21 protein-coding genes are annotated in these 22,915 nt (G+C 69.7%); 14 read left to right on the top strand and 7 right to left on the bottom strand.

Annotated features, from left to right (window positions below; all coding sequences use genetic code 11):
* The 4 genes from E8A49_RS05505 to E8A49_RS05520 form a co-directional block, all read left to right on the top strand.
* The coding region (locus E8A49_RS05505; protein ID WP_293377307.1) for a 2-isopropylmalate synthase at positions 1 to 1,245 on the top strand (1,245 nt) is incomplete at its 5' end.
* A 157-nt stretch (positions 1,246 to 1,402) separates the two neighbouring features.
* Entirely contained in the window at positions 1,403 to 2,284 is an 882-nt protein-coding gene (locus tag E8A49_RS05510; RefSeq protein WP_293377310.1) for a DMT family transporter, read from the top strand.
* An 83-nt stretch (positions 2,285 to 2,367) separates the two neighbouring features.
* Positions 2,368 to 3,105 carry an ABC transporter ATP-binding protein gene (locus E8A49_RS05515; RefSeq protein ID WP_293377313.1) on the top strand — a complete coding sequence of 246 codons (738 nt, stop codon included), beginning with the start codon at positions 2,368 to 2,370 and terminating at the stop codon, positions 3,103 to 3,105.
* A complete protein-coding gene (locus E8A49_RS05520) occupies positions 3,105 to 4,658 on the top strand; it encodes a hypothetical protein (protein WP_293377316.1) in 1,554 nt (517 codons plus the stop codon). Before E8A49_RS05515 ends, E8A49_RS05520 begins: the two co-directional genes overlap by 1 nt.
* A 13-nt stretch (positions 4,659 to 4,671) precedes the next feature.
* On the opposite strand, the gene E8A49_RS05525 is transcribed toward E8A49_RS05520, so the two are convergent.
* Entirely contained in the window at positions 4,672 to 5,544 is an 873-nt protein-coding gene (locus E8A49_RS05525) for an aldo/keto reductase (protein ID WP_293377319.1), read from the bottom strand.
* A gap of 285 nt (positions 5,545 to 5,829) precedes the next feature.
* On the opposite strand from E8A49_RS05525, the gene E8A49_RS05530 reads away from it, so the two are divergent.
* From E8A49_RS05530 to E8A49_RS05555, 6 genes are all read left to right on the top strand, one after another.
* Positions 5,830 to 6,873: a rod shape-determining protein gene (locus E8A49_RS05530; protein WP_012522835.1), complete on the top strand. Its 1,044-nt coding sequence runs from the start codon at positions 5,830 to 5,832 to the stop codon at positions 6,871 to 6,873.
* A 60-nt stretch (positions 6,874 to 6,933) separates the two neighbouring features.
* Positions 6,934 to 8,070 carry a rod shape-determining protein MreC gene (mreC, locus tag E8A49_RS05535; RefSeq protein ID WP_293377322.1) on the top strand — a complete coding sequence of 379 codons (1,137 nt, stop codon included), beginning with the start codon at positions 6,934 to 6,936 and terminating at the stop codon, positions 8,068 to 8,070.
* On the top strand, positions 8,067 to 8,585 hold the full coding sequence (locus E8A49_RS05540; protein WP_293377325.1) for a hypothetical protein: 519 nt from the start codon (positions 8,067 to 8,069) through the stop codon (positions 8,583 to 8,585). The genes mreC and E8A49_RS05540 overlap by 4 nt, the downstream gene beginning before the upstream one ends.
* An 11-nt stretch (positions 8,586 to 8,596) precedes the next feature.
* A complete protein-coding gene (gene mrdA, locus E8A49_RS05545; protein ID WP_293377328.1) occupies positions 8,597 to 10,567 on the top strand; it encodes a penicillin-binding protein 2 in 1,971 nt (656 codons plus the stop codon).
* Positions 10,564 to 11,718, top strand: coding sequence for a rod shape-determining protein RodA (gene rodA / locus E8A49_RS05550; RefSeq protein ID WP_293377331.1), 1,155 nt, complete (start codon positions 10,564 to 10,566; stop codon positions 11,716 to 11,718). The genes mrdA and rodA overlap by 4 nt, the downstream gene beginning before the upstream one ends.
* 132 nt (positions 11,719 to 11,850) lie before the next feature.
* A complete protein-coding gene (locus E8A49_RS05555; RefSeq protein ID WP_293377334.1) occupies positions 11,851 to 13,014 on the top strand; it encodes an acyltransferase in 1,164 nt (387 codons plus the stop codon).
* Positions 13,015 to 13,086: 72 nt separating this feature from the next.
* On the opposite strand, the gene E8A49_RS05560 is transcribed toward E8A49_RS05555, so the two are convergent.
* The 3 genes from E8A49_RS05560 to E8A49_RS05570 form a co-directional block, all read right to left on the bottom strand.
* Entirely contained in the window at positions 13,087 to 13,485 is a 399-nt protein-coding gene (locus E8A49_RS05560; RefSeq protein ID WP_293377337.1) for a CHRD domain-containing protein, read from the bottom strand.
* An 84-nt stretch (positions 13,486 to 13,569) separates the two neighbouring features.
* Entirely contained in the window at positions 13,570 to 14,562 is a 993-nt protein-coding gene (gene pip, locus E8A49_RS05565; protein WP_293377340.1) for a prolyl aminopeptidase, read from the bottom strand.
* A 9-nt stretch (positions 14,563 to 14,571) separates the two neighbouring features.
* Positions 14,572 to 15,555 carry an alpha/beta hydrolase gene (locus E8A49_RS05570; protein ID WP_293377343.1) on the bottom strand — a complete coding sequence of 328 codons (984 nt, stop codon included), beginning with the start codon at positions 15,553 to 15,555 and terminating at the stop codon, positions 14,572 to 14,574.
* A gap of 95 nt (positions 15,556 to 15,650) precedes the next feature.
* On the opposite strand from E8A49_RS05570, the gene E8A49_RS05575 reads away from it, so the two are divergent.
* The gene (locus E8A49_RS05575) at positions 15,651 to 16,859 is read left to right on the top strand and encodes a multidrug effflux MFS transporter (RefSeq protein ID WP_293377346.1); all 1,209 of its coding nucleotides are present in this window, start codon (positions 15,651 to 15,653) and stop codon (positions 16,857 to 16,859) included.
* A gap of 5 nt (positions 16,860 to 16,864) precedes the next feature.
* Here E8A49_RS05575 and E8A49_RS05580 read toward each other — a convergent pair whose 3' ends face one another.
* From E8A49_RS05580 to E8A49_RS05590, 3 genes are read right to left on the bottom strand one after another with little or no spacing between them, the layout of a single operon-like run.
* The gene (locus tag E8A49_RS05580) at positions 16,865 to 17,248 is read right to left on the bottom strand and encodes a DUF423 domain-containing protein (protein WP_293377349.1); all 384 of its coding nucleotides are present in this window, start codon (positions 17,246 to 17,248) and stop codon (positions 16,865 to 16,867) included.
* Between the two features lie 5 nt (positions 17,249 to 17,253).
* A complete protein-coding gene (locus tag E8A49_RS05585; protein ID WP_293377352.1) occupies positions 17,254 to 18,684 on the bottom strand; it encodes an amidase in 1,431 nt (476 codons plus the stop codon).
* 5 nt (positions 18,685 to 18,689) lie between these two features.
* Positions 18,690 to 19,970, bottom strand: coding sequence for an aminotransferase class III-fold pyridoxal phosphate-dependent enzyme (locus tag E8A49_RS05590; RefSeq protein ID WP_293377355.1), 1,281 nt, complete (start codon positions 19,968 to 19,970; stop codon positions 18,690 to 18,692).
* 107 nt (positions 19,971 to 20,077) lie between these two features.
* On the opposite strand from E8A49_RS05590, the gene E8A49_RS05595 reads away from it, so the two are divergent.
* The 3 genes from E8A49_RS05595 (at position 20,078) to E8A49_RS05605 (ending at position 22,911) form a co-directional block, all read left to right on the top strand.
* Positions 20,078 to 21,241, top strand: a complete 1,164-nt coding sequence (locus E8A49_RS05595) for an MFS transporter (protein WP_293377358.1) — start codon at positions 20,078 to 20,080, stop codon at positions 21,239 to 21,241.
* 83 nt (positions 21,242 to 21,324) lie between these two features.
* Positions 21,325 to 22,341 (top strand): NAD(P)-dependent alcohol dehydrogenase, encoded by a 1,017-nt coding sequence (locus E8A49_RS05600; protein ID WP_293377361.1) that lies wholly within the window; start codon positions 21,325 to 21,327, stop codon positions 22,339 to 22,341.
* Between the two features lie 36 nt (positions 22,342 to 22,377).
* Positions 22,378 to 22,911, top strand: coding sequence for a VOC family protein (locus tag E8A49_RS05605; protein ID WP_293377364.1), 534 nt, complete (start codon positions 22,378 to 22,380; stop codon positions 22,909 to 22,911).
* Positions 22,912 to 22,915: the final 4 nt, after the last annotated feature.

Below are 22,915 nucleotides of genomic sequence, written 5' to 3' on the forward strand. Positions count from 1 at the left end.
TCCACCAGCCCCAGCCACCGCGATCACATTCTGCACGCCTCGCAGGAGGACATCCTGGAGATGATCACCAAGTCGGTGAGCCATGCGCGCAACCTCTGCGGCGATGTCGAATGGTCGGCCCAGGATGCGACGCGGACCGAGCAGGATTTCCTGCGGCGCTGCGTCGAGGCGGCGATCAAGGCCGGCGCCGGGACGATCAACCTGCCGGACACCGTGGGCTACAGCTACCCCAGCGAATACGCCGAGATGTTCCGCGACATACTCGAGAACGTCGACGGCGCCGATAAGGTCATCCTGTCGACCCACTGCCACAACGACCTGGGCCTGGCCGTGGCCAACTCGCTGGCCGGCGTCCAGGGCGGCGCGCGGCAGGTCGAGGTGGCCATCAACGGCATCGGCGAGCGCGCCGGCAACGCGGCGCTCGAAGAGATCGTCATGGCGCTGAAGGTGCGCGGCGACCAGCTGCCCTACTTCACTGGCGTCGAGACCCAGCACATCACCCGCGCCAGCCGCTATGTCTCGGCGATCACCGGCTTCCCGGTGCAGTTCAACAAGGCCATCGTCGGCAAGAACGCCTTCGCCCACGAGAGCGGCATCCACCAGGACGGGATGCTGAAGGACCGCGGCACCTACGAGATCATGAGCCCCGAGACGGTCGGGCAGGGCGCGTCCAACCTGGTCATGGGCAAGCACGCCGGCCGCGCGGGCTTCCGCGAGAAGCTGCGCACCCTGGGCTACGAGCTGGGCCAGAACGCGCTGAACGAGGCCTTCCAACGCTTCAAGGACCTAGCCGACAAGAAGAAGCACGTCTTTGACGACGACATCGTGGCCCTGGTCGACGACGCCCTGGCCTCGGGCGCGGACCGCATCCAGGTGAAGACCCTGCGGGTGATCGCCGGCACCGAGGGGCCGCAGGAGGCCTTCCTGACCGTCACCATCGACGGCGCGGAGACCTCGGCCAACGCCACCGGCGACGGGCCGGTCGACGCGGTTTTCAACGCGATCCACAAGGTCGCGCCGCACGAGGCGATCCTGCGCCTCTTCCAGGTGCATGCGGTGACCGAGGGCACCGACGCCCAGGCCCAGGTCTCGGTGAGGCTCGAGGAAGACGGCCGCATCGCCACCGGCCAGGCCGCCGACACCGACACGCTCACCGCCTCGGCCAAGGCCTACATCAACGCGCTCAACAACCTCGCCGCGCGCAAGGAGAAGACCGACCCCGGGGCGATCGCGTCAGGGTTCTAGCTCCAATAAGCAGTGTCATCCCGGTTTCGCCGCGGGCGAAGACCGGGGCCCATAGGCTCGGCGCCTGGCGCGCGTCCTCGATCGGGGATGCGGCTGGGTCCCGGCTCGGCCTGCGCGGCTTCGCCGCTCCGTTGGCCGGGATGACGGATTTTGCGGAATGCTCTGGATCCTCCTGACCGCCGCGGCCGCGCCGCTGCAGGTCGCGCGCAACGCCCTGCAGCGGGGGCTGGTGGGCGATGCGGGGCCGTGGGGCGCGACCCTGGTGCGCTTCCTGTTCGGCCTGCCGTTCTCGCTGGCGATCTTCGCGGCGGTGGCGCTGGCGACGCCCGGCGCGGCCCCGCATTTCAGCGCCGGCTACCTCGTGGCGGTGGTGATCGGCGCGCTGTCGCAGGTCGGCGCGACCGCGGCCCTGCTGGTGGCCATGCGCCGGGCAGGGTTCGCGGTGGCGACGGTGATGCAGCAGTCGTCCCTGCCGCTGTCGGCGGTGTTCGGCTGGCTGGCGCTGGGCGACCGGATCGGGACCCACGCCTGGGCCGGCATCGCGGCCACCACCGTCGGCCTGGGGATACTCTCCTGGCCGCGCCGCGACCAGCTTGAGGGCGCGGGCTTCGGCAGCCTCCTGGGTCTGGCCTCGGGCGCGGCCTTCGCGGTGGCGCTGAACGCCGTTCGCCAGGCGGGCCGGGCGCTGGAGCCGCACCATCCGATCTATTCCGCCACCGCCTCGGTCTGCGTCGCCCAGGCGATCCAGACGGCGATCCTGCTGGCCGCGCTCGCCGTGTTGCGGCCGGCGTCCCTCCTGGCCGTGGCGCGGTCCTGGCGGCCGTCCCTGGGCGCGGGGTTCTTCGGCGCGGCGGCCTCGGCCTGCTGGTTCGGGGCCCTGGCGCTGGCGCCGGCGGGGCCGGTCCGCGCGGTGGGGGTGATCGAGGCGCCAATCGCCGCGGTGGCGGGGCGGCGGCTGTTCCGCGAGCGGCTGTCGCCCCGCCAGCTGGCCGGCGGCGCCCTGGCGGCGGTCGGCGTCGTTGTGACCGCGCTCGGCTGACGCATCCGCCCGCGCGGCCGGCGGCGACTATCCGGCGTGGGGCGGTTCGGACATAGTCGGACGCTCCGGTTGGGGGAGTTCCAGTGACCGACGCGCTTTCGATCCGGGGCCTGTCCAAGACCTTCGGCGGCAAGGTCGCCGTGGACGACCTTTCGCTCACTGTCCGCGCCGGTGAGCTCTACGCGCTCCTGGGCCCCAACGGGGCGGGTAAGACCACGACCCTGCGCATAGTGGCGGGCCTCCTGAAGCCCAACGCCGGCCAGATCGGCGTCTTCGGCCGCGACGTCCTGGCCGATCCCGCCGCGGCCAAGCAGATCATCGCCTGGGCGCCGGACGAGCCGATGCTCTACGACCGCCTGACGCCGCTGGAGTATCTGGAGTTCGTCGCGGGCCTCTGGGGCGTCGCGCCGGCCCAGGCCCAGGCCAAGGCCGAGGAGTTGCTGAAGTGGCTCGGCCTCTGGGAGAACCGCGGCGAACGCTGCGAGGGCTTCTCCCGCGGCATGAAGCAGAAGACGGCGCTGGCCGGCGCCCTGATCCATGACCCGCAGCTCCTGATCCTCGACGAGCCGCTGACCGGCCTCGACGCCGCCGTGGCGCGCCAGGTCAAGGACCTGCTGCAGGCCCGGGTGAAGGCTGGGGCGACGGTGATCCTCACTACCCACATCCTGGAAGTGGCCGAGCGGATGGCCGACCGCATCGGCATCATCCAGAACGGCCGGCTGGCCGCCGAGGGCACCATGGACGAGCTGCGCGCCCGCACCGGCGAGGGCCAGGCCACGCTGGAGGACCTGTTCCTGGAACTCACGGGCGCCGAGGCCTGATGTTCGCACCCGGTTCGACGCTCTGGCTGATGCGCCATGAGCTGCGCCTGTCCTGGCGCGGCCTGACCGAGCGGCGCGGCCGCGGGCGCGGGCGGTTCCGGACCCTCTGGCTGTCGGCCATCCTGCCGCTGATCCTGCTGGTCACCGCCGGCCTGCCGCTGAGCTTCGCCCTGCGGCGCGTGCAGATCTCGGTCAGTCCGATCTCGGTGGCCATCGCCGCGGTGATCGCCGTCGCGCTCTTCACGCTGATGCTGTCCCAGACCCTCAGCGCCGCGGTGGACGCCCTCTATGAGCGGGCCGACCTCGACCTCTTGTTCTCCTCGCCGCTCAAGCCCCGGCGGGTGCTGACCGTGCGGTTCCTGGCGGTGGCCGTGAACGTCTTCACCCTGGTCGGCCTGATCACCACGCCGGTCCTCCTGCCCATCGCGGTGACCGGCCACCCCGCCTGGCTGGCGCTCGAGCCGGTGCTGTTCTCCGTCTCGCTCGCCGCCACGGGCGCGGGCCTGATGATCGCGTCCGGCCTCTTCCGCCTGATCGGGCCGCGCCGCACGCGCACGCTCGGCCAGGTCCTGGCGGCGGTCACCGGGGCGGCGGCCTTCCTGCTGGGTCAAGCCTACAACATCCTGGGCCGCCAGCAGGCCGGCAGCATCTGGGCGGTAATCGCCAAGCGGATCGCCGACCCGAGCTTCCACGCGCCGCCCGGCCTCGACTGGCCGCTGCGGGCCATGCTGGGCCAGCCCTTGCCGTTGCTGGGCGTGATCGCTGTAGGCGTGGGCGTTTTCCTGCTCGCCAACCAACTCCTGGGCGCGCGCTTCGCCGCGGATGCCGCCGCGGCGGCCGGGGTTGGAACTGGCGGCGGACGCGCGCGGGCGGCCGGCCGGGCGCGGTTCTCCGCCAGCGCCTTCCGCGCCACCTTCACCAAGGAGATGCGGCTGATCGCCCGCGACCCGGCGCTGATCTCCCAGGTGCTGCTGCGGGTGCTCTACATCATCCCCCTGGGCATCGTGATCCTCCGCCAGGCCGGGACCGCCCAGGCGCTCGCCCTGCCGGGCGGGGCCGGCGCGCTCAGCCTGATCGCCGGCCAGATCACCGGCAGCCTGGCCTGGATCACCATCTCGGCCGAGGACGCGCCGGACCTCCTGAGCTGCGCGCCGACGCCCACACGGACCCTGCGGCAGGCCAAGCTCCTCGCCGCCATCCTGCCGGTCGCCATCCTGCTGGTCCCGCTGCTGGTTCCGCTGACCGTCATGGCGCCTTTGCCGGGCGTCGCCGCGGCCCTCGGGTGCGCGGGCTCCATGGGCATGACCGCAGCCCTGAACGTCTGGTGGCAGCGGCCAGCCAAGCGCAGCGACTTCCGCCGGGCGCGCCAGGCGTCCTGGTTCGTCACCCTGATGGAGCTCTTGCTCGGCATCGTCATCGCCGTCGCGACCGGCATGATCGCCGCGGGCCAGTTCGGCTGGGCGCTGATCCCGGCCGTCCTGGCCCTGGTGGGCGTCCTGCTGCTCAGCCGCAGCGACGCCCAGGTCGCCCAGGCGCTGCGGGCCGCGAGCTAGGCGTTTTCGCGGGCTAGACTGTCTCGCGAGCTTGGGCGTCCAGGGCGCGGAAGTCCTCGTCGGTGAGCTCGATGCCGGCGGCGGCGACGTTGTCTTCCAGGTGGTCGACCTTGCCGGTGCCGGGGATCGGCAGCATCACCGGGCTGCGCTTCAGCACCCAGGCAAGCGCCACCTGGCTAGGCGTGGCGTTGGCCTTGTGGACGATCTTGTCGAGGGTGGTGCCGGGCTTGGCCAGGTCGCCCGCCGCCAACGGGAACCAGGGGATGAAGCCGATGTTCTTGGCCGTGCAGTGGTCGAGCACCGCCTCGCTGCCGCGGTCGATCAGGTTGTAGCGGTTCTGCACGGTGGCGACCGGGAACACCTTCTGCGCTGCTTCGATCTCCTCGACGCTGACCTCGCTGAGGCCCGCGTGCTTGATCAGACCTTCCTTCAGCATGTCGGCGATGACGCCGAACTGCTCCTCGCGCGGCACCTTCGGGTCGATGCGGTGCAGTTGCCACAGGCCGATCTGCTCCACCTTCAGGCGGCGCAGGCTCATCAGCACACACTGGCGCAAGTATTCCGGCCGACCGACCGGCATCCAGATGTTCGGCCCGTGGCGGGTGAGGCCGCCCTTGGTCGCCACCAGGATGTCGCCGTAGGGGTGCAGCGCCTCGGCGATCAGGTCCTCGCTGACGAAGGGGCCGTAGCTGTCGGCGGTGTCGATGAAGGTGACGCCCAGGTCGGGCAGGCGCTTGAGCGTGCGGATCGCCTCGTCGCGGTCCTCGGGCTCGCCCCAGATGCCCTTGCCGGTGATGCGCATGGCGCCGAAGCCCAGGCGGTGGACGGCTAAGTCGCCGCCGATCTTGAACGTGCCGGACCCGGCGGCGGAAGGACTGGCGGTCATGGTGGAGCTCCATCGAAGTCGGCGACTTGGGGAGACCGGCAGATAGGCACGGCGATGGGCCGCCGCCAGGACAGATGTCTCGGCTCGCGCGGCGCAAGCCTCACCGCAACTCCCGCGCGGCTCTGCGGCGCGTGACGCTCTTTATGCCTTGAATTCGAGCATGGGGCAGGGCAGAGGTGCTTGATCTTCCGGTAGATCGTGACGAGTCCGCGCCATCTAGGGCGTAGACGGACCGTTTGGATCGCCGGGCCGCCCCTTTCGCCTCCCAGTCCCCACGGCCTCTCGATGATTTCCTCGCTCTTCGGCGCCATATCCAACGACATCGCCATCGACCTCGGCACCGCCAACACCCTGATCTACATGAAGGGCAAGGGCATCGTGCTGAACGAACCCTCCGTGGTGGCGCTGCGCAACGTCGGCGGCCGCAAGGTCGTCCACGCCGTCGGCATAGAGGCCAAGCAGATGCTGGGCCGCACGCCCGGCCACATGGAAGCCATCCGCCCGATGCGCGACGGGGTCATCGCCGACTTCGAAGTCGCCGAGGAGATGATCAAGTACTTCATCCGCAAGGTTCACAACCGCAAGGGCTTCGTGAACCCCAAGGTCATCGTCTGCGTGCCGTCGGGCGCCACCGCCGTGGAGCGCCGGGCGATCAACGACAGCTGCCTGAACGCCGGCGGACGCCGCGTCGGCCTGATCGACGAGCCCATGGCCGCGGCCATCGGGGCGGGCCTGCCGATCCACGAGCCCACCGGCTCGATGGTCGTCGACATCGGCGGCGGCACCACCGAGGTTGCCGTGCTGTCGCTGTCGGGCATCGTCTATTCGCGCTCGGTGCGGGTCGGCGGCGACAAGATGGACGAAGCGATCATCTCTTACATGCGCCGCAACCATAACCTGCTGATCGGCGAGACCACCGCCGAGCGGATCAAGAAGGAGATCGGCACCGCCCGGGCTCCCGCCGACGGCGAGGGCCTCTCCATCGAGGTCAAGGGCCGTGACCTGATGCAGGGCGTGCCGCGGGAAGTCCGTATCTCGGAAAAGCAGGCCTCCGACGCTCTGTCGGAGCCGGTCGGCCAGATCGTCGACGCGGTGAAGATGGCCCTGGAAGCCACCCCGCCGGAGCTCGCCTCCGACATCGCCGACAAGGGCATCATGCTGACCGGCGGCGGCGCCCTGCTGCGCGGCCTGGACGCCGAGATCCGCGACCACACCGGCCTGCCGGTCACCGTGGCCGACGATCCGCTGAGCTGCGTGGCCCTGGGCTGCGGCAAGGTGCTCGAACATCCGAAATGGATGAAGGGCGTTCTCGAATCCACGCTAGCTTAAGGCGGCTTGAGTCGCTGCGCGTGGTGCGGGCGCGGGGGCGCCGCTGGAACGAGGCCCTGAGTGTCCTTAAGGGACAATCCGCTTGGTGAACTGAAGGTCCCTCTCGCCTGGGGGGCCGCAATCGCGCTGATCGTCGCCGTGGTGGCGGCCAGCGCCATCCTGCTGTCCGACCGGCGCGAGACCTTCAAGGCCGAGGCCTATGGCGCGACCCGCAGGGCCAGCGACACGGTCCTGGCGCCGGTGGGCGACGTGCTGGCCGCGCCAGGCCGCTGGACCGGCGCCGGCGTCGACTCGGTCCGCGACTACTTCGGCGCGGCGTCCGAGAACCGCGAGCTGAAGGCCGAGCTCAAGGAAATGCGCCAGTGGCGCGACGTGGCCATCGCGCTGCGCACCGAGAACGCCCGCTACCGCACCCTCCTGGGCCTGAAGACCGACCCGCCGATCCCGATGGTGGCGGCGCGTATCGTCACCGACAGCCGCGGTCCCTTCGCCGACACGCGCCTCGCCAACACCGGCCGCGAGCATGGGGTGAAGGTCGGCAATCCGGTGATGAGCGAGAACGGCCTGGTCGGCCGGGTGATCGGCGTCACCGACGGCGCGAGCCGCGTGCTGCTGCTGACCGACATCGCCTCGCGCACCCCGGTGATGATCGTGCGCACCAATGCGCGGGCCATCCTGACCGGCGACGGCGGGCCGAACCCCAGGCTCGACTACCTGCGCGGCCACGATCCGATCCGCGAGGGCGACCAGCTCTTGACCTCCGGCGACGGCGGCGTGGTGCCGCGCGGGCTGCCGGTGGGCGTGGCGGTGAAGGGCCTGGACGGCCGCTGGCGGGTGGTGCTGGCCTCGGACCGCGCGCCGATCGACTTCGTGCGCATCCTGCTGTTCCAGGACTTCACCCAGCTGGTGAACACCAAGGAGCTGGCCGAGACGCCAACCCCGCCGCCAACGCCGGGCGGGGCGGCGGTGGAGACCGCGCCCGCCAAGCCCGTTCAGCCGCCCACAACGCCGGCGTCAGCTACGCCCAAGCCCGACGTCATCGGCGCGGCCATCGCCAAATCGATCGCGCCCACGCCCAAGCCGGCGGCCGCTTCCCCCGCCAAGCCCGCCACGGCCAAGCCTGATGGGAAACCCGCCGCTCCGCAGGCCAAGCCGAAGCCCAAGGCGCCGCCGCCCGCCGCCGGAGCCACCCCATGAGCGGCTCGCGCGGCATGCGCGGGCTGGAGCCCTGGCGCTGGCTGGGCGTGCCCATGCTGCAGGCGCTCGCGGCCACGGTGCTGTTCGGCATCCCCTTGCGCGCCTTCGGCCTGCAGCTGCCGGAGCCTGTTTTCCCCATGGTGCTGGCCTTCGCCTGGGCGGTGATCCGGCCTTCGATCCTGGCGCCCTTCGCGATTCTGGTCCTGGGCCTCTTGCTCGACATCTTCTGGGGCGGGCCGCTGGGGCTGTGGGCGCTCTGCCTGCTGATCGCCTATGGCGTCGCCTTCACCGGGCGCAGCATGATGGCCGGCCAGAACCGGCTGATCCTGTGGGCCTGGTACGCCCTGGCCACGGCCATCGCCATGGGCGCGGGCTACCTCTTCGTGATGCTTGACTCGCGCGCCTCGCCGGGACTGGTCCCGATGGCCTGGCAATTCCTCGCCACAATCGTGCTTTATCCGTTCGCACAGCGGCTCATCGACCTCTTCGAGGACGCCGATGTGCGATTCCGCTAAGGGGCTGTCGGATGGCTGAGCCGTCCATCTTCTTCGCCGAGGTCAATGAGCGGCAGGGCACGTTCCACCGGCGCGCCTTCCTGCTGGGCGGCTTCGCGGGCGTGGGCCTGCTGGCGCTGGGCGGTCAGCTCGCCCACCTGCAGCTGATCGAGACCCAGCGCTACACGAAGCTCTCGGCCAACAACCAGTTCAACTTCAAGCTGACCCCGCCGCCGCGCGGCCTGATCGTCGACCGCAACGGCGTGGTGCTGGCCTCCAACCGCCCGAACTTCCGGCTGATGGTGGCCAAGGATAAGGGCATCGACCCCGCCGAGACGCTGAAGACCCTGGCCGAGTTCGTACCCATGGACGACGGCCGCCAGGCGCGGCTGCTGCGCGAGATCTCCAACGCGCCCCGCAAGTCGCCGGTGCAGATCATGGAGGACATGAGCTGGGAGCAGTTCAGCGCGATCAACATCCGCGCCCCCGAGCTGCCCGGCGTCACCGCCGACATGGGCGAGGTGCGTGTATATCCTTACGGCGGGTCTTTCGCCCACGTGATCGGCTACGTGGCCAAGGTCAACAAGTCCGACCTCACCGACACCGGGCCGAACGCCGACCCGATCCTCCTGAACCCCGGCTTCCGCATCGGCCGCCAGGGTGTCGAGCAGGCCTTCGACCTCGACCTGCGCGGCAAGCCGGGCGCGCAGAAGGTGGAGGTCGACGCCAACGGCCACGAGGTGGCCACCGATCCCGCCGGGGACATCAAGGCGGTCCCCGGCAAGGAGATCGTGCTCACCCTCGACGCCGACGTCCAGAACCGCGCCATGGAGGTGTTCGGCGACGAAAGCGGCGCGGCGGTGATGATGGACTGCCGGACCGGCGACATCCTGTGCATGTATTCGGGGCCCAGCTTCGACGCCAACCGCTTCGTCCGCGGCCTGACGGCGATCGAGTACAAGGAGCTGGCGCAGTACGACCACAAGCCGCTGTTCAACAAGGCGCTCACGGCGACCTATCCGCCGGGCTCGACCTTCAAGACCATGGTGGCGCTGGCGGCGCTGGAGAACGGCTACGACCCACGCACGGTCCACGTCTGCAACAAGGTCTGGTTCTGGGGCGGTCGGCCTTGGCATTGCGACGAGGCGCACGGCGCCCAGGACCTGAAGGGTGGGATCGCCACCTCCTGCGACATCTATTTCTACCAGTGCGCGCTGGCCGTCGGGCCGGACAAGATCGCCGCCGTCGCCCGCAAATTCGGCCTGGGAGACGTCTTCGACATCGGCATCCCGGGCCAGAAGCCGGGCTTGGTGCCCGACAGCGCCTACAAGCGCCGCGCCTTCCCCAAGGACCCGACGTGGCACGCCGGCGAGACGCCCAGCATGGGCATCGGCCAGGGCTACACCCACCTCAACCCACTGCAGCTGTGCGTGCAGGCCGCGCGCCTGGCCAACGGGCGCAAGATGCTGCACCCACGGCTGGTGCATTCGGTGGGCGGCGTCGTGCAGCCCTCCGGCGCGGCCTTCGGCGACCTGCCGTTCGCCAGCGAGCACATCGACTTCATCCGCAACGCCATGGTCGCCGTGACCACGACCGGAACCGGGCACGCCTTCGGCGACCTGGGCCTGGGCGGCATCCGCATGGCGGGCAAGACCGGCACCGCCCAGGCGCGCGGCTACGCTGGAGGCACCGGCGTCCATGACCGCAACGGGGCCTGGGCGCTGCGCGACCATTCCTGGTTCATCGCCTTCGCCCCCACGGATCAGCCCCGCTACGCCATGAGTGTTTTGGTGGAGCACGGCGGCTTCGGCGCGACCTCGGCGGCGCCGCGGGCCCGGGAGATCATGCGGACCGCGCTGCTGAAGGATCCCGAGATCCGGGCGAAGATCGAAAAACCCCTGCCGCTGCCGGACGTGAAGCCGCCCGACACCGATCCTGACGTGGTCGATCCGCCGACGCCCGCCGCCGCGGCGGTGCAAGCCGCGCAGCAGACCACCGAATGACCGTCTCGGCCCTCACACGCCCCGGCGAGCGCGACCGGTTGATCGTCAAGCTGGGCGAGATCGACTGGATCTTCTGCGTCACCATCAGCCTGATCGCCGGCGCCGGGGCGGTGATGCTGTTCTCCATCGCGGGCTCGTCCTGGACCCCCTGGGCGGCGGCGCACCTGGCGCGCTACGCCCTGTTCTTCGCCATCATGATCGTGCTCAGCCTCATCGACCTCAGGGTCTGGTTCGCGCTGGCCTATCCGATCTACGGGATCGGCTTCCTCTTGCTGCTGGCGGTGATGGTGATGGGCCACCATGCGCTGGGCGCCCAGCGGTGGCTGCAGGCCGGACCGATCACCATCCAGCCGTCGGAGATCATGAAGATCGGCTTGGTGCTGGCGCTGGCGCGCTTCTACCACGGCCTATCGAGCAAGAGCGCCCAGCTCTCCTGGTGGCTGCTGGTTCCGGCGGTCCTGATCCTGGCGCCCGTGGCCCTGGTGGCCAAGCAGCCGGACCTGGGCACGGCGATCCTGATGCTCTTGACCGGCGCGATCGTGGTGATCCTGGCGGGCCTTTCCTGGAAGATCATTTCCGCGGGCGTGTTGGGCGCTGGCCTCCTGGTCCCGGTGGTGGTGATGTTCGGCCTGCACGGCTACCAGAAGCAGCGCCTGACCACCTTCCTCAATCCGGAGGCCGACCCGTCCGGGTCGGGCTATCACATCCTGCAGTCGCAGATCGCGTTGGGGTCCGGCGGCCTGCTGGGCAAGGGCTATGGCCTGGGCTCGCAAAGCCAGCTCAACTTCCTGCCGGAGAAGCAGACCGACTTCATCTTCGCCACCCTGGCCGAGGAGTTCGGCTTCGTGGGCTGCATCTCGATCCTGGTGCTCTATGCGGCGGTGATCTTCATGGCTCTGCGCACCGCCTACCTCAGCCACAGCCACTTCGGCCGGCTGGCGGCGGCGGGCGTCACGGCCACCTTCGCCCTCTATGTGCTGATCAACGGCTCGATGGTCATGGGCCTGGCGCCGGTGGTGGGCGTGCCCATGCCGCTGCTCAGCTATGGCGGCACGGTGATGCTGACGGTGATGGTGGGCTTCGGCTTGGTCATGGCCGTGCGCGTCCACCGCTATTCCGAAGTCACCAGCGGTAAAGGCTCGCTGCTGTAGAATTCCAGCCGATCCCAGACGGCCCGCGCGTTGGGTCGAAGGTTCGTGAGCGCGCGGCTCATCCCCTGCGCTCGCGTTCCGTAAAGGGGTGATCTATTAGGAATCGGCTGCTACGCCGCAACGGAGCTTTCCATGCTGACAATTGGCCAGAAGCTCGACGCCAATAAGGGCATTGGGCCCGGATTCGATTTTCTTCGCGTTTTTCTCGCATTCAGCGTGATCGCGTGGCATTCGATCGCGCTCACCTCGGGCAGCGCTGAATCGGCGGCGGATAAGCCATACTGGGCGTTTGTTTATGCTATCGTGCCCACCTTCTTTGCTCTTAGCGGATTCCTGGTAACCGGCAGCGCGCTCCGCCTGCCGGTGGGGCAATTCGTGTTGAGCCGCGTGCTGCGTATCGTCCCGGCGCTGTTCGTGGATACGGCGGTGTCCATACTGATCTTCGGCACAATCTTCACCACCTTGCCGGTCCTGGACTATCTGACAAACCCGGCAACCCTGAAGTACTGGCTAAATATCGTCGGCGAGATTCATTTCTTCCTGCCCGGCGTGTTCGAGGATCACCCGATCACGGCAGTCAACGGTTCACTGTGGACGATCCGGCCGGAGCTGGGTTGTTACGTGGTCATGACCGTCTTGATCGCGACGGGCCTCGCTCGGCGGTGGCAGGTCGTGGCGCTGAGCGCGTTCTTCGTCTGGCTCGCGTCCCTTGTGGGACAGGAATCCCACATGGAGTTTATCGGCAAACATCAGATCGTCGACAATTCGCGGCTGGTGGTCTTCTTCCTGATGGGCTCCCTTGCCTATCTGCTGAGACATAGGATCCCCAGCAGTCGATGGCTGGCCCTGATCGCCCTAGCCTTTATCGTCACCTCGACCGCTTTTGGATCCGGGGCCGTGCTGGTTGGCAGCAAATGGTACCTGCTGGCCGCCGCGCCGGTGCTGACCTATCTCATTGTTTGGTTGGGTCTTCAGGTGCTGCCGCGCCTGCCGATCTTCGACCGTGGCGACTACAGCTACGGCGTTTACCTCTACGGCTTCCCTGTTCAGCAGACCGTCATCGAGCTGACGGGGATACACATCGCCTGGGCGAATTTCGCCCTAACCTTCATTCCAGTCACCTTGCTCGCCATGTTTTCGTGGCATGTCGTTGAGAAGCCCACGCTGAAGCTGCGCAAGCGGTTCTCGCTGGCGGCCAAAATCGAGACGCAGCGCGAGGCGGCGGCCCATTCGTCGGTCCACCCGGCCTCCGCGCCCTCGACCGCACAACCGCCGCCATCCGGCCCGAGGGTCTGAAAACTCCAAGAGTCCGGCGCGGCGCTGGCTCGCGCCTGACCCTTGGAGGTGTTCAGTTTCTCGTCGTCGATCCTATTGCTTGGCCAGGGTCCCGCGGATTTCGCCGCCGGGGTTGGCCGCGGTGTGGATGTTGAAATAGACCTTGCCGGCGTTCAGGTCGGCGATCTGAGAATCGGTGAGCGTCGCCGTGCCCTTGATGGGGCTCGTGCCGACGTTCGAGGCCGGAACGATCGGCGGACCGTTGCCGCCGGGCGTCGCGGCGTCGTGGAAGTGGGCGGCGACCGCCGGACCCGTCAAGCCTTTGTAGTTGACGGTGTAGCTGAAGGTCTTGCCGTCGAGCATGGCGAAGACGTCGCCGCTCCCACTGCCCGTACCGGCCAGCTTGGCGGTGTAGTGGACCATCTGGGCCGAGGCCGCGCTGGCGACCATGATACCTGCGACCGCGACGGCGGCGAACAGCGAATGACGCATGGAAAGTCTCCCTCCTTCACGGGCCCAAGCCCGGAATGCGGCGGCACGTTGCGCCGCCGCGCGCGTGCGCGCAAGGCGGGTCAGCTAGACGCTGAACGCCTGGTCGGTGGCGCGCACCAGGGCGTCGACGATACCGGGCTCGGTGGAGGCGTGGCCGGCGTCCCAGACCACCTCGAAGCGCGCGCCGGGCCAGGCCGACTTCAGCTTCCAGGCGGCCTCCATCGGGGTCACCACGTCAAAGCGGCCCTGCACGATCCAGCCGGGGATGTCCTTCAGCGCGGCGGCCTTGTTGAGGATCCAGCCTTCCTCGGGGAAGAAGCCGTGGTTGGCGAAGAAGTGGCACTCGATACGGGCGAAGGCGATGGCGAAGTCGATCTCGTTGAACTTCGACGGCCGGGCCTCAGGGCCGCGGATCGAGATGGTGTCGCCCTCCCACTGGCTCCAGGCCGCGGCCGCCTCGGCCTGCACCCGCCGGTCGGGATGGGTCAGGCGCTTGTGGTAGGCGCCGATCATGTCGCCGCGCTCGGCTTGCGGGATCGGCGCGCAGAACCGTTGCCACGCGTCGGGGAACAGCATGCAGGCGCCGTCCTGGTAGAACCAGGCGAGCTCGCGCTCGGTCAGCAGGAAGACCCCGCGCAGCACCAGGCTCTCCACCCGCTCCGGATGTTTGATCGCGTAGGCCAGCGCCAGCGTCGAGCCCCAAGAGCCGCCGAACACGCACCACCTTTCGATGCCCAGGTGCTCGCGCAGCCGCTCGATGTCCTCGATGAGGCTCCAGGTGGTGTTGTTCTCCAGGCTGGCGTTGGGGCGGCTCTTGCCGCAGCCGCGCTGGTCGAACAGCGCCATGCGCCACTTCGCCGGGTCGAAGAACCGCCGCATGGTCGGATTGATCGCCCCGCCCGGGCCGCCGTGCAGGATGACGCAGGGCTTGCCGTTGGGCTTTCCGCACTCCTCGAAATAGATCTCGTGGCCGCTGTCGGCCGCCAGCCAGCCGGTGTTGAAGGGCTCGTTGTCCGCGAATAGCCCGCGCCGGTGGGCGGCGGCCGAGACGGCGGGCGGCGGCGTGCTGCGTTCCATGGGGCCAATCTACTGCGGGAAACGCCGTCCCAGCCAGTCCAGGATGAGGCGGTTCACCTCATCCGGCTTTTCCTGCTGCGTCCAGTGGCCCGAGCCCTTGATCATATGCATCTCCAGATCGCTGACCATGCCGACCATGCCTTCGGCCATCGCCGGCGACAGCACCGCGTCCAGCTCGGCGGTGATCATCAGGCAGGGCAGGTTGTCGAGGCGCGTGGCCTGGCCCTCCGCGCGCTCCCAGTTGCGGGTGAAGTTGCGGTACCAGTTGACCCCGCCGCGGAAGCCGCTGGCCTGGAAGGTCTCGACAAAGACCGCCAGCTCCTCGGGGGTCAGGAGCTGGCCGCCGGCGTCGGTGGCGTCCCACTGCTGCAGCAAGTCCTTGAAGGCGAAGGTCGAGCCTCCCGCCGGGCGTTCCGCGGCGACCGCCGCCAGGCCCTGCGGCCGGCGCATGAAGAAGCGCATGGTCTTCTCGACGTCGGCCCCCAGAACGGCTTCCGGCTCTTCCGGCGTCTGGAACCAGACGATGTACATGTCCGGCCCATAGTGGGCGCGGAAGAGGGCGATCGGGTCCATGGGCCCGCGCGGCAGGAAGGGCGTGTTGAGGCCGATGACGCCGGCCACGCGGTCCGGGTGCATCAGCGGCGTCTGCCAGACGACGAGGCCGCCCCAGTCATGGCCGCAGAGGACCGCCTTCTCGACCCCCAGGTGGTCGAGCAGGCCGGTGAGGTCGCCGGTCAGGTGCTCCATGTCGTAGTCGGTGACCGCCTGGGGCCGCGAGGTCAGGCCATAGCCGCGCTGGTCCGGGGCGATCACCCAGCGGCCCGCCTCGCCCAGCGCCTTCAGCTGATGGCGCCAGGAGAAGGCCAGTTCCGGGAAGCCGTGGCAGAGGACGATCGGCACGCCGTGGCGCGGCCCGGCCTCGTAGTAGGCCATCTCGACGCCGTTCACGGCCGCGCGCTGGACGGGCGGCATCAGGGTCTCGAGCGCGGACATGGCTTGGGTTTCCTCTTTGACCGCCAGCTTTGCCGCAAAACCGTCACGGCTGGAACGGGGAAGACAGCGGCGGCGAACAGGCTAAACAGGGGCCGATGACGACGGCCGAGGTCCAGACCGAGCGCACGCCCTGGGGATTGGTGATCCTCCTGGGGTCGCTGACAGCCATGGGGCCGTTGGCGATCGACATGTACCTGCCCAGCCTGCCGTCGATCGGCGCCAGCCTGCACGCCTCGGCGGGCGAGGCCCAGGCGACGGTCTCGGCCTTCCTGGCGGGCATGGCGCTGGGCCAGCTCGCCTACGGGCCGGCGTCCGACCGGCTCGGCCGGCGCGCCCCGCTGCTCTTCGGGGTGATCGTCTATGTGGCTGCCTCGGCGCTGTGCGCCTGCGCGCTCAGCCCGGCCATGCTGATCGGCGGGCGGTTCGTCCAGGCGCTCGGCGCCTGCGCCGGCGGGGTGGTCTCCCGCGCCGTGATCCGCGACCGCTTCACCCATACCGAGACGGCGCGGATGCTCAGCCTGATGATGCTGATCATGGGCCTGGCGCCCATCCTGGCGCCGCTGCTGGGCGGGGCGCTGCTCAGCTTCGGCGGCTGGCGGCTGAACTTCTGGTTCATGACGAGCTTCGGCGTGATCGTGGGCCTGGTGGCGGCCTGGCGGATGCTGGAAAGCCGTTCGGAGGAGACCTCCGCGCACGCGGCCACCGAGACGCCGCTGCAGGCCTACCTGGCGCTGCTGCGCGAGCCCCGGCTGGTGGGCTACGCCCTGGCCGGCGCGCTGAACGGGGCGACGCTCTTCACCTACATCGCCTCCTCGCCGGATCTCCTGATCAAGACCTACGGCATCCCGGCCTCGGCCTTCGGCTGGGTGTTCGGGCTGAACGCGGTCGGGATCATCGGCTCCAACCAGGTGAACCGTTATTTCCTGCGCCGGCGCACGCCCGACCAGATCGTGGCCAAGTCGAGCCTGATCGCCGTGGGCTTCGGGGTTCTCCTGATGATCGCGGCGCTGACCGGGATCGGCGAGCGGTGGAGCGTGCTGCCGCTGCTGTTCCTGATGCTGTCGACCTACGGCTTCATGCAGGGCAACACCATGGCCGGCGCGCTGAACGTCGATCCGCGCAGGGCCGGGGCGATCTCGGCGATGATGGGCGCGGTGTCGTTCGGCGCCGGCGCGGTGGCCTCGGCGGCGGCCGGCTGGCTGCACGACGGCACGCCCAGGCCCATGGCGGTGGTGATGCTGGCCGCCCTGGTGGGCTCGGCGCTCTGCCTGCACCTGCTGGCGCTTCCGAAGCGGCAGCCGTAAGCCGCTTAGGCGATAGGATCCACCTCGCGCGCGGCCCAGGCCAGGACGGCCCAGCCCGCCATGAAGCTCAGGCCTCCGAAGGGAGTCGCGATCCCCACCCAGCGCGGCGCGCCGAAGGCCAGGGCGAACAGCGATCCGGAAAACAGCAGGGCGCCCGCCAGGAAGAAGCCCGGGGCGAAGCGGGCAGGCCGGCCGCCCCACTGCATGACGCCCGCCGCGGCGAAGGTCGCCAGGCAGTGCATGAAGCCGTAGAGGGCGCCGGTCTTCAAGAGTTCCTGCGCCCGCGGATCGCCCGCCATGCCGTGGGTCGCGAAGGCGCCGGCCGCCACGGACGCGAGGCCGCCGAGCGCCGCCAGGGTCAGCCAGTTCCGGCGGCTCCAGAAACCCATGCCGCTCAGCCCCAGACCTGCGGCCGACGGTCCTTCCAGGGGGCTTCCTTCTCCAGCTGGCCGGCCAGGCGGAAGAGCACAGCCTCGTCGGCGTATTTGGCGGTGAACATCATGCCGATCGGCAGGCCGTTGGCGTCGACCTCCAGCGGCAGGGACATCGACGGCTGGCCGGAATAGTTGAACGGCGGCGTGTAGGGGAAGGTGCGGCCCTGGCGGCGGTTCACCTCCTTGGGCTCCAGGTTCACCGGATCGATGAAGCCGATCTCCGGAACCGGCGTCCCCAGCACCGGGCAAAGGTAGACGTCGATATCCTCGAAGGCCGCGAGCGTCTGGCGGTTCAGCATCCGCGTCTCCTGCAGGGAGCGCATCACGGCGGGGCCTTCCTGGCGGCGGCCGGCCTTGAGGATCGACCAGGTCAGAGGCTCCAGCTCGTCCTGTTCCGGCTCGCGGCCGACCAGGTCGATCAGCCGGGCCATGCCGGCGGCGAAATTGGCGGCGGCGGCAGGCCCGCGCGAGGCGTAGAGGGCGCGGTAGTCGATGCCCAGGCCGCGCTCGATCACCTCATGGCCCAGGCCCTTCAGCAGGTCGGCGGTGCGTTCGAGGGCCGCCTGGATCTCCGGGTCGATGGGCCGGCCGTTCGCCGTTTCCGACGACCAGGCGATGCGCAGCCTGCCGGGGCTGCGGCAGACTTCCTCCAGGTAGGGCCGGTCCTTGGGCGGGGCCGGGTAGGGCGAGCCGGGCTCCGGATAGCCGGTGGCGTCCAGCATGGCGGCGCTATCGCGCACCGTGCGGGTCACTACGTGGTCGACGACGTTGCCGAGCGCGTAGTCGAAGCCGTCCGGCAGGTTCGGATTGCGGTCGCGGGTGACCTTCAGGCCCACCAGGCCGCAGCAGGCCGCCGGGATGCGGATCGAGCCCAGGCCGTCGGACGCGTGCGCCAGGGGCACGATCCCCGCCGCCACCGCCGAGGCAGCCCCGCCGGACGAGCCGCCGGCGATGTGGTTCGGGTTCCAGGGATTGCGGCAGGGGCCGAGCGCGGCGCTCTCCGTCGTGCCGGTGATGCCGTATTCCGGGGTGTTGGTCTTGCCGAGCGGCACGACGCCGGCGGCCTTGTAGCGGGCGGTGAGGCCGCCATCCTGGGCGTCCACCACGCCGCGGGCGAACTTGCTGCCATGGCTGCGCGGCCAGCCGGCCACGGGCATGCCGAGGTCCTTGATCAGGAAGGGCACGCCCTTGAACGGCCCGTCGGGCAGCGGCCCGGCCGCCCAGCGGCGCGCGTCGTCGTAGCCCTTGTAGACCACCGCGTTCAGGGTCGGGTTGCGCCGCTCGATGCGGTCGATGGCGGCTTCGGCGAGCTCCGAGGGCGTCACCTCGCCCTTGGCCACCAGCTCGGCCAGGCCCAGGCCGTCGTAGTCGGAATAGCTGTCCAGGCTCATGGGGCTCACCGCGTCCCGCCGGCCGTCAGGAAGGCGAGCTTCGGCACCGGCTGCAGGCCGGGCGCGTCGCGCTTCAGGTCGCCGAACGCGCCCTCGGCGGCGTTCAGGGCGTCGTCGATGTCGGCCTCGGTCATGGCCGCGCAGAGGAACATGTTGTGCCAGGGGTGCACGTAGACCCCGCGCTCCAGCATGGCGCTGGAGAAGCAGAAGCCCTTGCGCAGGTCCGGGTCGTCGTCGAACAGGAAGAGCGGCATGGTCACCGGGCCGGTCTGGCGCAGGGAGAAGCCGGCCGCCGCGGCGCGCGCGTTCAGGCCGTCGCGCAGCCGCTGACCCAAGGCGGTGATCCGCTCCAGGTAGTCGGTGCCGCGCACCAGGCTCAGCGTCTCCAGCGCCGCGGCCATCGGCGCGGCCTGGTACCAGAAGGAGCCGGTGACGTAGATCTTGGCCGCGGCGTCGCGGGCCTTGTTGCTGCCCACGAAGACCGACAGGGCGTGGCCGTTGGCGACGCACTTGCCGAAGGTCGACAGGTCCGGCTGCACCCCGATCTTCGACCAGGAGCAGTCGCGGGCGACCCGCAGGCCGGCGCGGACGTCGTCCACCACCAGAAGCGCCCCGGTCTTGTCGCAGAGCTCGCGGGCGCGGCGCGCATAGGCGAGGTCCGGCTCGGCCTGGTCGATGAAGGCGTCGTGCTTGAAGGGGGCGGCGAAGATGCAGGCGAGGTCGTCGCCGGCCTCGGCCACTGCGGCCTCCAGGCTCGCCACGTCGTTGTAGTCGTAGAAGATCTGGTGGGCGCGGTCGGTGTCGATGGTGCCGGCGGGCCTGGGCACGCACCAGGGGGCCGCGCCGTGATAGGCGCCCTTGGCCCGCACGACGGTCTTGCGCTTGGTGTGGGCGCGGGCGGTGGTCAGCGCCATGGTGGTGGCGTCCGTGCCGTTCTTGCAGAATATGGCCCAGTCGGCGTGGGTGACCATGGCCACGAAGGCCTCGGCCAGCTCGACCATCAGCGCCGTCGGCCCGGTCAGGGTGTCGCCCAGGCCCAGCTGGCGCACGAAGGCCGCGTCGATCTGCGGGTTGGCGTAGCCGAACAGGTTCGGGCCGTAGGCGCACATCAGGTCGAGATAGCGCCGCCCGTCCACGTCCCAGATATGGGCGCCTTCGCCGCGCTCGAAGAATTGCGGATAGTCGTCGGGCAGGAGGGCTGTGGACTGGTGGCCGTACATCCCGCCGGGGATCACCGCCGCCGCGCGCTCGCGCAGCTCCCGGTCGCGGCTGTTGGCGCCTGCCATGGGTATCCTCCCTTATCGCTGATCAGACATTACGCGCGGTTTCCGCGGCGTCCACCTCGGCGGTGTCCATCTTAAGGGGCGGCGACTCCGTGTATGGCGCTGGGACCATGCCGCTCCCCGTGCGCCTTGGCCTGTTCTACGGCGCCATCTACATCGGCAACGGGGTGAGCTCGCCCTACATGCCGGTGTGGTTCGCCCACCATGGCCTGAGCGGCGGGCGGATCGGGCTGATCCTGTCCCTGCCGATGCTGGCCCGGGTGTTCACCGCGCCCCTGCTGGCGGTCTGGGCGGACAGCTTCCGGCTGCGGCGCACGGCGCTGATCGTGCTGGCGGCGGCGGTGACGGCGCTCTACGTCCTGCTGGTCCTGCCCGGGGGCTTCGCCTGGTGGGCGGTGGTCTGGTTCGCGGCCTCTTCGATGTTCACCACGCTGCCGCCGCTCACCGACGTGATCGTGCTGTCCCGCGCCCGGCGCGACGGGTTCAACTACGGCTGGCCCAGGGGCATCGGCTCGGCGGCCTTCATCGTCGGCAACGTCGGCATGGGCGCGATCCTGACCTGGGGCTCGCCGGAGCTGGTGCTGGTCTGGATGGTCGCCGCCGGCGCGCTCGCCACCCTGGCCGCCCGGGTGCTGCTGCCGCCGGACCCGGTGCACGACGGCGGCCAAGGCGCGGGCTTAAGAGAGCGGATGGCCGGCCTGTCGGAGCTGGTCCGCGACCCGGTGTTCATGACCGCTGTGGTCTCGATCGGGCTGATCCAGTCGGCGCACGCCTTCTACTACGCATTCTCGACGCTCGCCTGGAAACGCCAGGGCATACCGGAGAGCATGACCGGCCTGCTCTGGGGCGCCGGCGTCGCGACCGAGATCGGCTTCCTCTGGTTCATGGAGCCGTGGCGGCGTCGGATGGGGCCGCGCAACCTGCTATTGGTGGGCGGGCTGGGCGCCATCGTCCGCTGGAGCGCGTTGGCGCTATCGCCGCCGCTCTGGATGCTGTTCCCGCTGCAGGCCCTGCATGCGCTCAGCTACGCCGCGACCTTCTTCGCCTCCCTGCTCCTGGTGGAGCGGTTGTCGACGCCACGCAACGCCTCGGCCGCCCAGGCGCTGAACTCGGCGCTCTCCGGCGGCGTGCTCTCCGGCTTCGCCACCATGGCGTCGGGTTGGCTGTTCGACCGGGTCGGCGCGCACGGCTACTTCCTGATGTCGGCCATGTGCGTCCTGGGCGTCGCGGGCGCGCTGCGGCTCTACGGCGTGCGGCGGCTCGATCCGGCGTGACGCTTAGTTGCCCCCGGGGCTGACCTCGGGTGAGCCTTGCGTCGGCCGGGCCGCAGGGGATGATGGCCCGACGGAGGAACAACATGCGCGCGCTGAACGTCGCCGAACCCTGGGGCGTGGACCGCATCGAGGTGGTGGAGGCGCCCGACCCGGCGCCCGGTCCAGGCGAGGTTCTGGTGCGGATGCGCGCCGTGTCCCTCAACTACCGCGACCTCCTGATGGCTCAGGGCCTCTATGGCCGCCTGCCGGGCGGGACCGAGACGATCACACCGTTCTCCGACGGCTGCGGGATCGTCGAGGCGGTCGGGGCGGGCGTCACCCGGGTCAAGCCGGGCGACCGGGTGGCCACGATGTTCTTCCAGCGCTGGATTTCCGGTCCGCCGAACCTGGACAAGCTGAACTCGTCCCTGGGCTCGCCGATCCCCGGCGCGGGGCGGGAACTGGCGGTGTTCAGCGCTGATGGGGTCTCCAAGGTCCCCGATTTCCTGAGCGACCAGCAGGTCGCGACCCTGCCGTGCGCGGCGCTCACGGCCTGGCGGGCGCTGTTCGAGGACGCGGACCTGCGGCCCGGCGACATGGTGGTGCTGCAGGGCACCGGCGGGGTCTCGGTCTTCGGCCTGCAGTTCGCGCACGCCGCGGGCTTTCGGACGCTGATCACCTCCTCGTCGGACGATAAGCTCGAGCGGGCACGCGCGCTGGGCGCGGACCATCTCGTCAACTATCGCCAGACGCCGGAGTGGTCGGGCCCGGTCCGCGAGGCGACCGGCGGCGTTGGGGCCGACATGATCATTGAGGTCGGCGGCAGAGGGACCATAGAGCAGAGCATCCGCGCGATCCGCATCGGCGGCCACATCGCTATCGTAGGCGTCGTCGGCGGTTTCGGATCTGCGTTCAACCCCGCGATCCTGATCAGCAATTCCGCCAAGCTGCAGGGCCTGTCCGTCGGTTCGCGCGATATGTTCGAGGCCATGTGCCGCTTCATCGACCTCAAGAAGATCGCGCCGGTGGTCGACAAGGTCTTCCCCTGGACGGAGGCGCAGGCCGCCTTCAAGGCCATGCAGGGCGGCGAGCATTTCGGGAAGATCGTGCTGGAATTCTGATCGCGGCTTAGTCTGCCGGCAAAGCAGGAGGACGCCATGAAGACCAAGGGCATCAATCACCTGGCGCTGGTGTGCCGCGACATGGCCGAGACGGCGGACTTCTACACCCGTGCGCTCGGCATGCCGCTGGTGAAGACCGTGGCCTTGCCGGACGGCGGTCAGCACTTCTTCTTCGACTGCGGCGGCGGCTCGCTGCTGGCCTTCTTCTGGTGGCCGGACGTCCCGCCCGCGGCGCCGGGGATCGCCGCGGTGAAGGACTTCCCGGCCGAGCCCAAGTCGGCGGTGGGCTCGATGAACCATGTGGCCTTCCACCTGGACGAAGACGAACTCGACGCCTCGATCGCCCGTCTAAAAGCCGCCGGCGTCCACGTCTCGGTCCCGATCGTGGTCAATCACGACGACAGCCCCATGGGCGTGGCGCGCGAGATGCACGACGGCGTCTGGGTGCGCTCGGTCTACTTCCGCGACCCGAACGGAGTGATGCTGGAGTTCGCCGCGACCCTGCGCGACTTCCGGCCTGAGGATATCGCCCACGCGCCGGCCCGCGCGGCCGAGCCGGCGGAGGCTTGAGGCG

The sequence above is a fragment of the Phenylobacterium sp. genome, assembly GCF_004799515.1.
Classification (GTDB): domain Bacteria; phylum Pseudomonadota; class Alphaproteobacteria; order Caulobacterales; family Caulobacteraceae; genus Phenylobacterium.

What these genes read in the sequence shown, in the direction of transcription:
- E8A49_RS05510 (WP_293377310.1), top strand. Translation starts at nt 1,403, where the DNA reads ATGCTCTGGATCCTCCTGACCGCCGCGGCCGCGCCGCTGCAGGTCGCG.
- E8A49_RS05520 (WP_293377316.1), top strand. Translation starts at nt 3,105, where the DNA reads ATGTTCGCACCCGGTTCGACGCTCTGGCTGATGCGCCATGAGCTGCGC.
- E8A49_RS05525 (WP_293377319.1), bottom strand. Translation starts at nt 5,544, where the DNA reads ATGACCGCCAGTCCTTCCGCCGCCGGGTCCGGCACGTTCAAGATCGGC.
- E8A49_RS05530 (WP_012522835.1), top strand. Translation starts at nt 5,830, where the DNA reads ATGATTTCCTCGCTCTTCGGCGCCATATCCAACGACATCGCCATCGAC.
- E8A49_RS05540 (WP_293377325.1), top strand. Translation starts at nt 8,067, where the DNA reads ATGAGCGGCTCGCGCGGCATGCGCGGGCTGGAGCCCTGGCGCTGGCTG.
- mrdA (WP_293377328.1), top strand. Translation starts at nt 8,597, where the DNA reads ATGGCTGAGCCGTCCATCTTCTTCGCCGAGGTCAATGAGCGGCAGGGC.
- rodA (WP_293377331.1), top strand. Translation starts at nt 10,564, where the DNA reads ATGACCGTCTCGGCCCTCACACGCCCCGGCGAGCGCGACCGGTTGATC.
- E8A49_RS05555 (WP_293377334.1), top strand. Translation starts at nt 11,851, where the DNA reads ATGCTGACAATTGGCCAGAAGCTCGACGCCAATAAGGGCATTGGGCCC.
- E8A49_RS05560 (WP_293377337.1), bottom strand. Translation starts at nt 13,485, where the DNA reads ATGCGTCATTCGCTGTTCGCCGCCGTCGCGGTCGCAGGTATCATGGTC.
- pip (WP_293377340.1), bottom strand. Translation starts at nt 14,562, where the DNA reads ATGGAACGCAGCACGCCGCCGCCCGCCGTCTCGGCCGCCGCCCACCGG.
- E8A49_RS05570 (WP_293377343.1), bottom strand. Translation starts at nt 15,555, where the DNA reads ATGTCCGCGCTCGAGACCCTGATGCCGCCCGTCCAGCGCGCGGCCGTG.
- E8A49_RS05575 (WP_293377346.1), top strand. Translation starts at nt 15,651, where the DNA reads ATGACGACGGCCGAGGTCCAGACCGAGCGCACGCCCTGGGGATTGGTG.
- E8A49_RS05580 (WP_293377349.1), bottom strand. Translation starts at nt 17,248, where the DNA reads ATGGGTTTCTGGAGCCGCCGGAACTGGCTGACCCTGGCGGCGCTCGGC.
- E8A49_RS05585 (WP_293377352.1), bottom strand. Translation starts at nt 18,684, where the DNA reads ATGAGCCTGGACAGCTATTCCGACTACGACGGCCTGGGCCTGGCCGAG.
- E8A49_RS05590 (WP_293377355.1), bottom strand. Translation starts at nt 19,970, where the DNA reads ATGGCAGGCGCCAACAGCCGCGACCGGGAGCTGCGCGAGCGCGCGGCG.
- E8A49_RS05595 (WP_293377358.1), top strand. Translation starts at nt 20,078, where the DNA reads ATGCCGCTCCCCGTGCGCCTTGGCCTGTTCTACGGCGCCATCTACATC.
- E8A49_RS05600 (WP_293377361.1), top strand. Translation starts at nt 21,325, where the DNA reads ATGCGCGCGCTGAACGTCGCCGAACCCTGGGGCGTGGACCGCATCGAG.
- E8A49_RS05605 (WP_293377364.1), top strand. Translation starts at nt 22,378, where the DNA reads ATGAAGACCAAGGGCATCAATCACCTGGCGCTGGTGTGCCGCGACATG.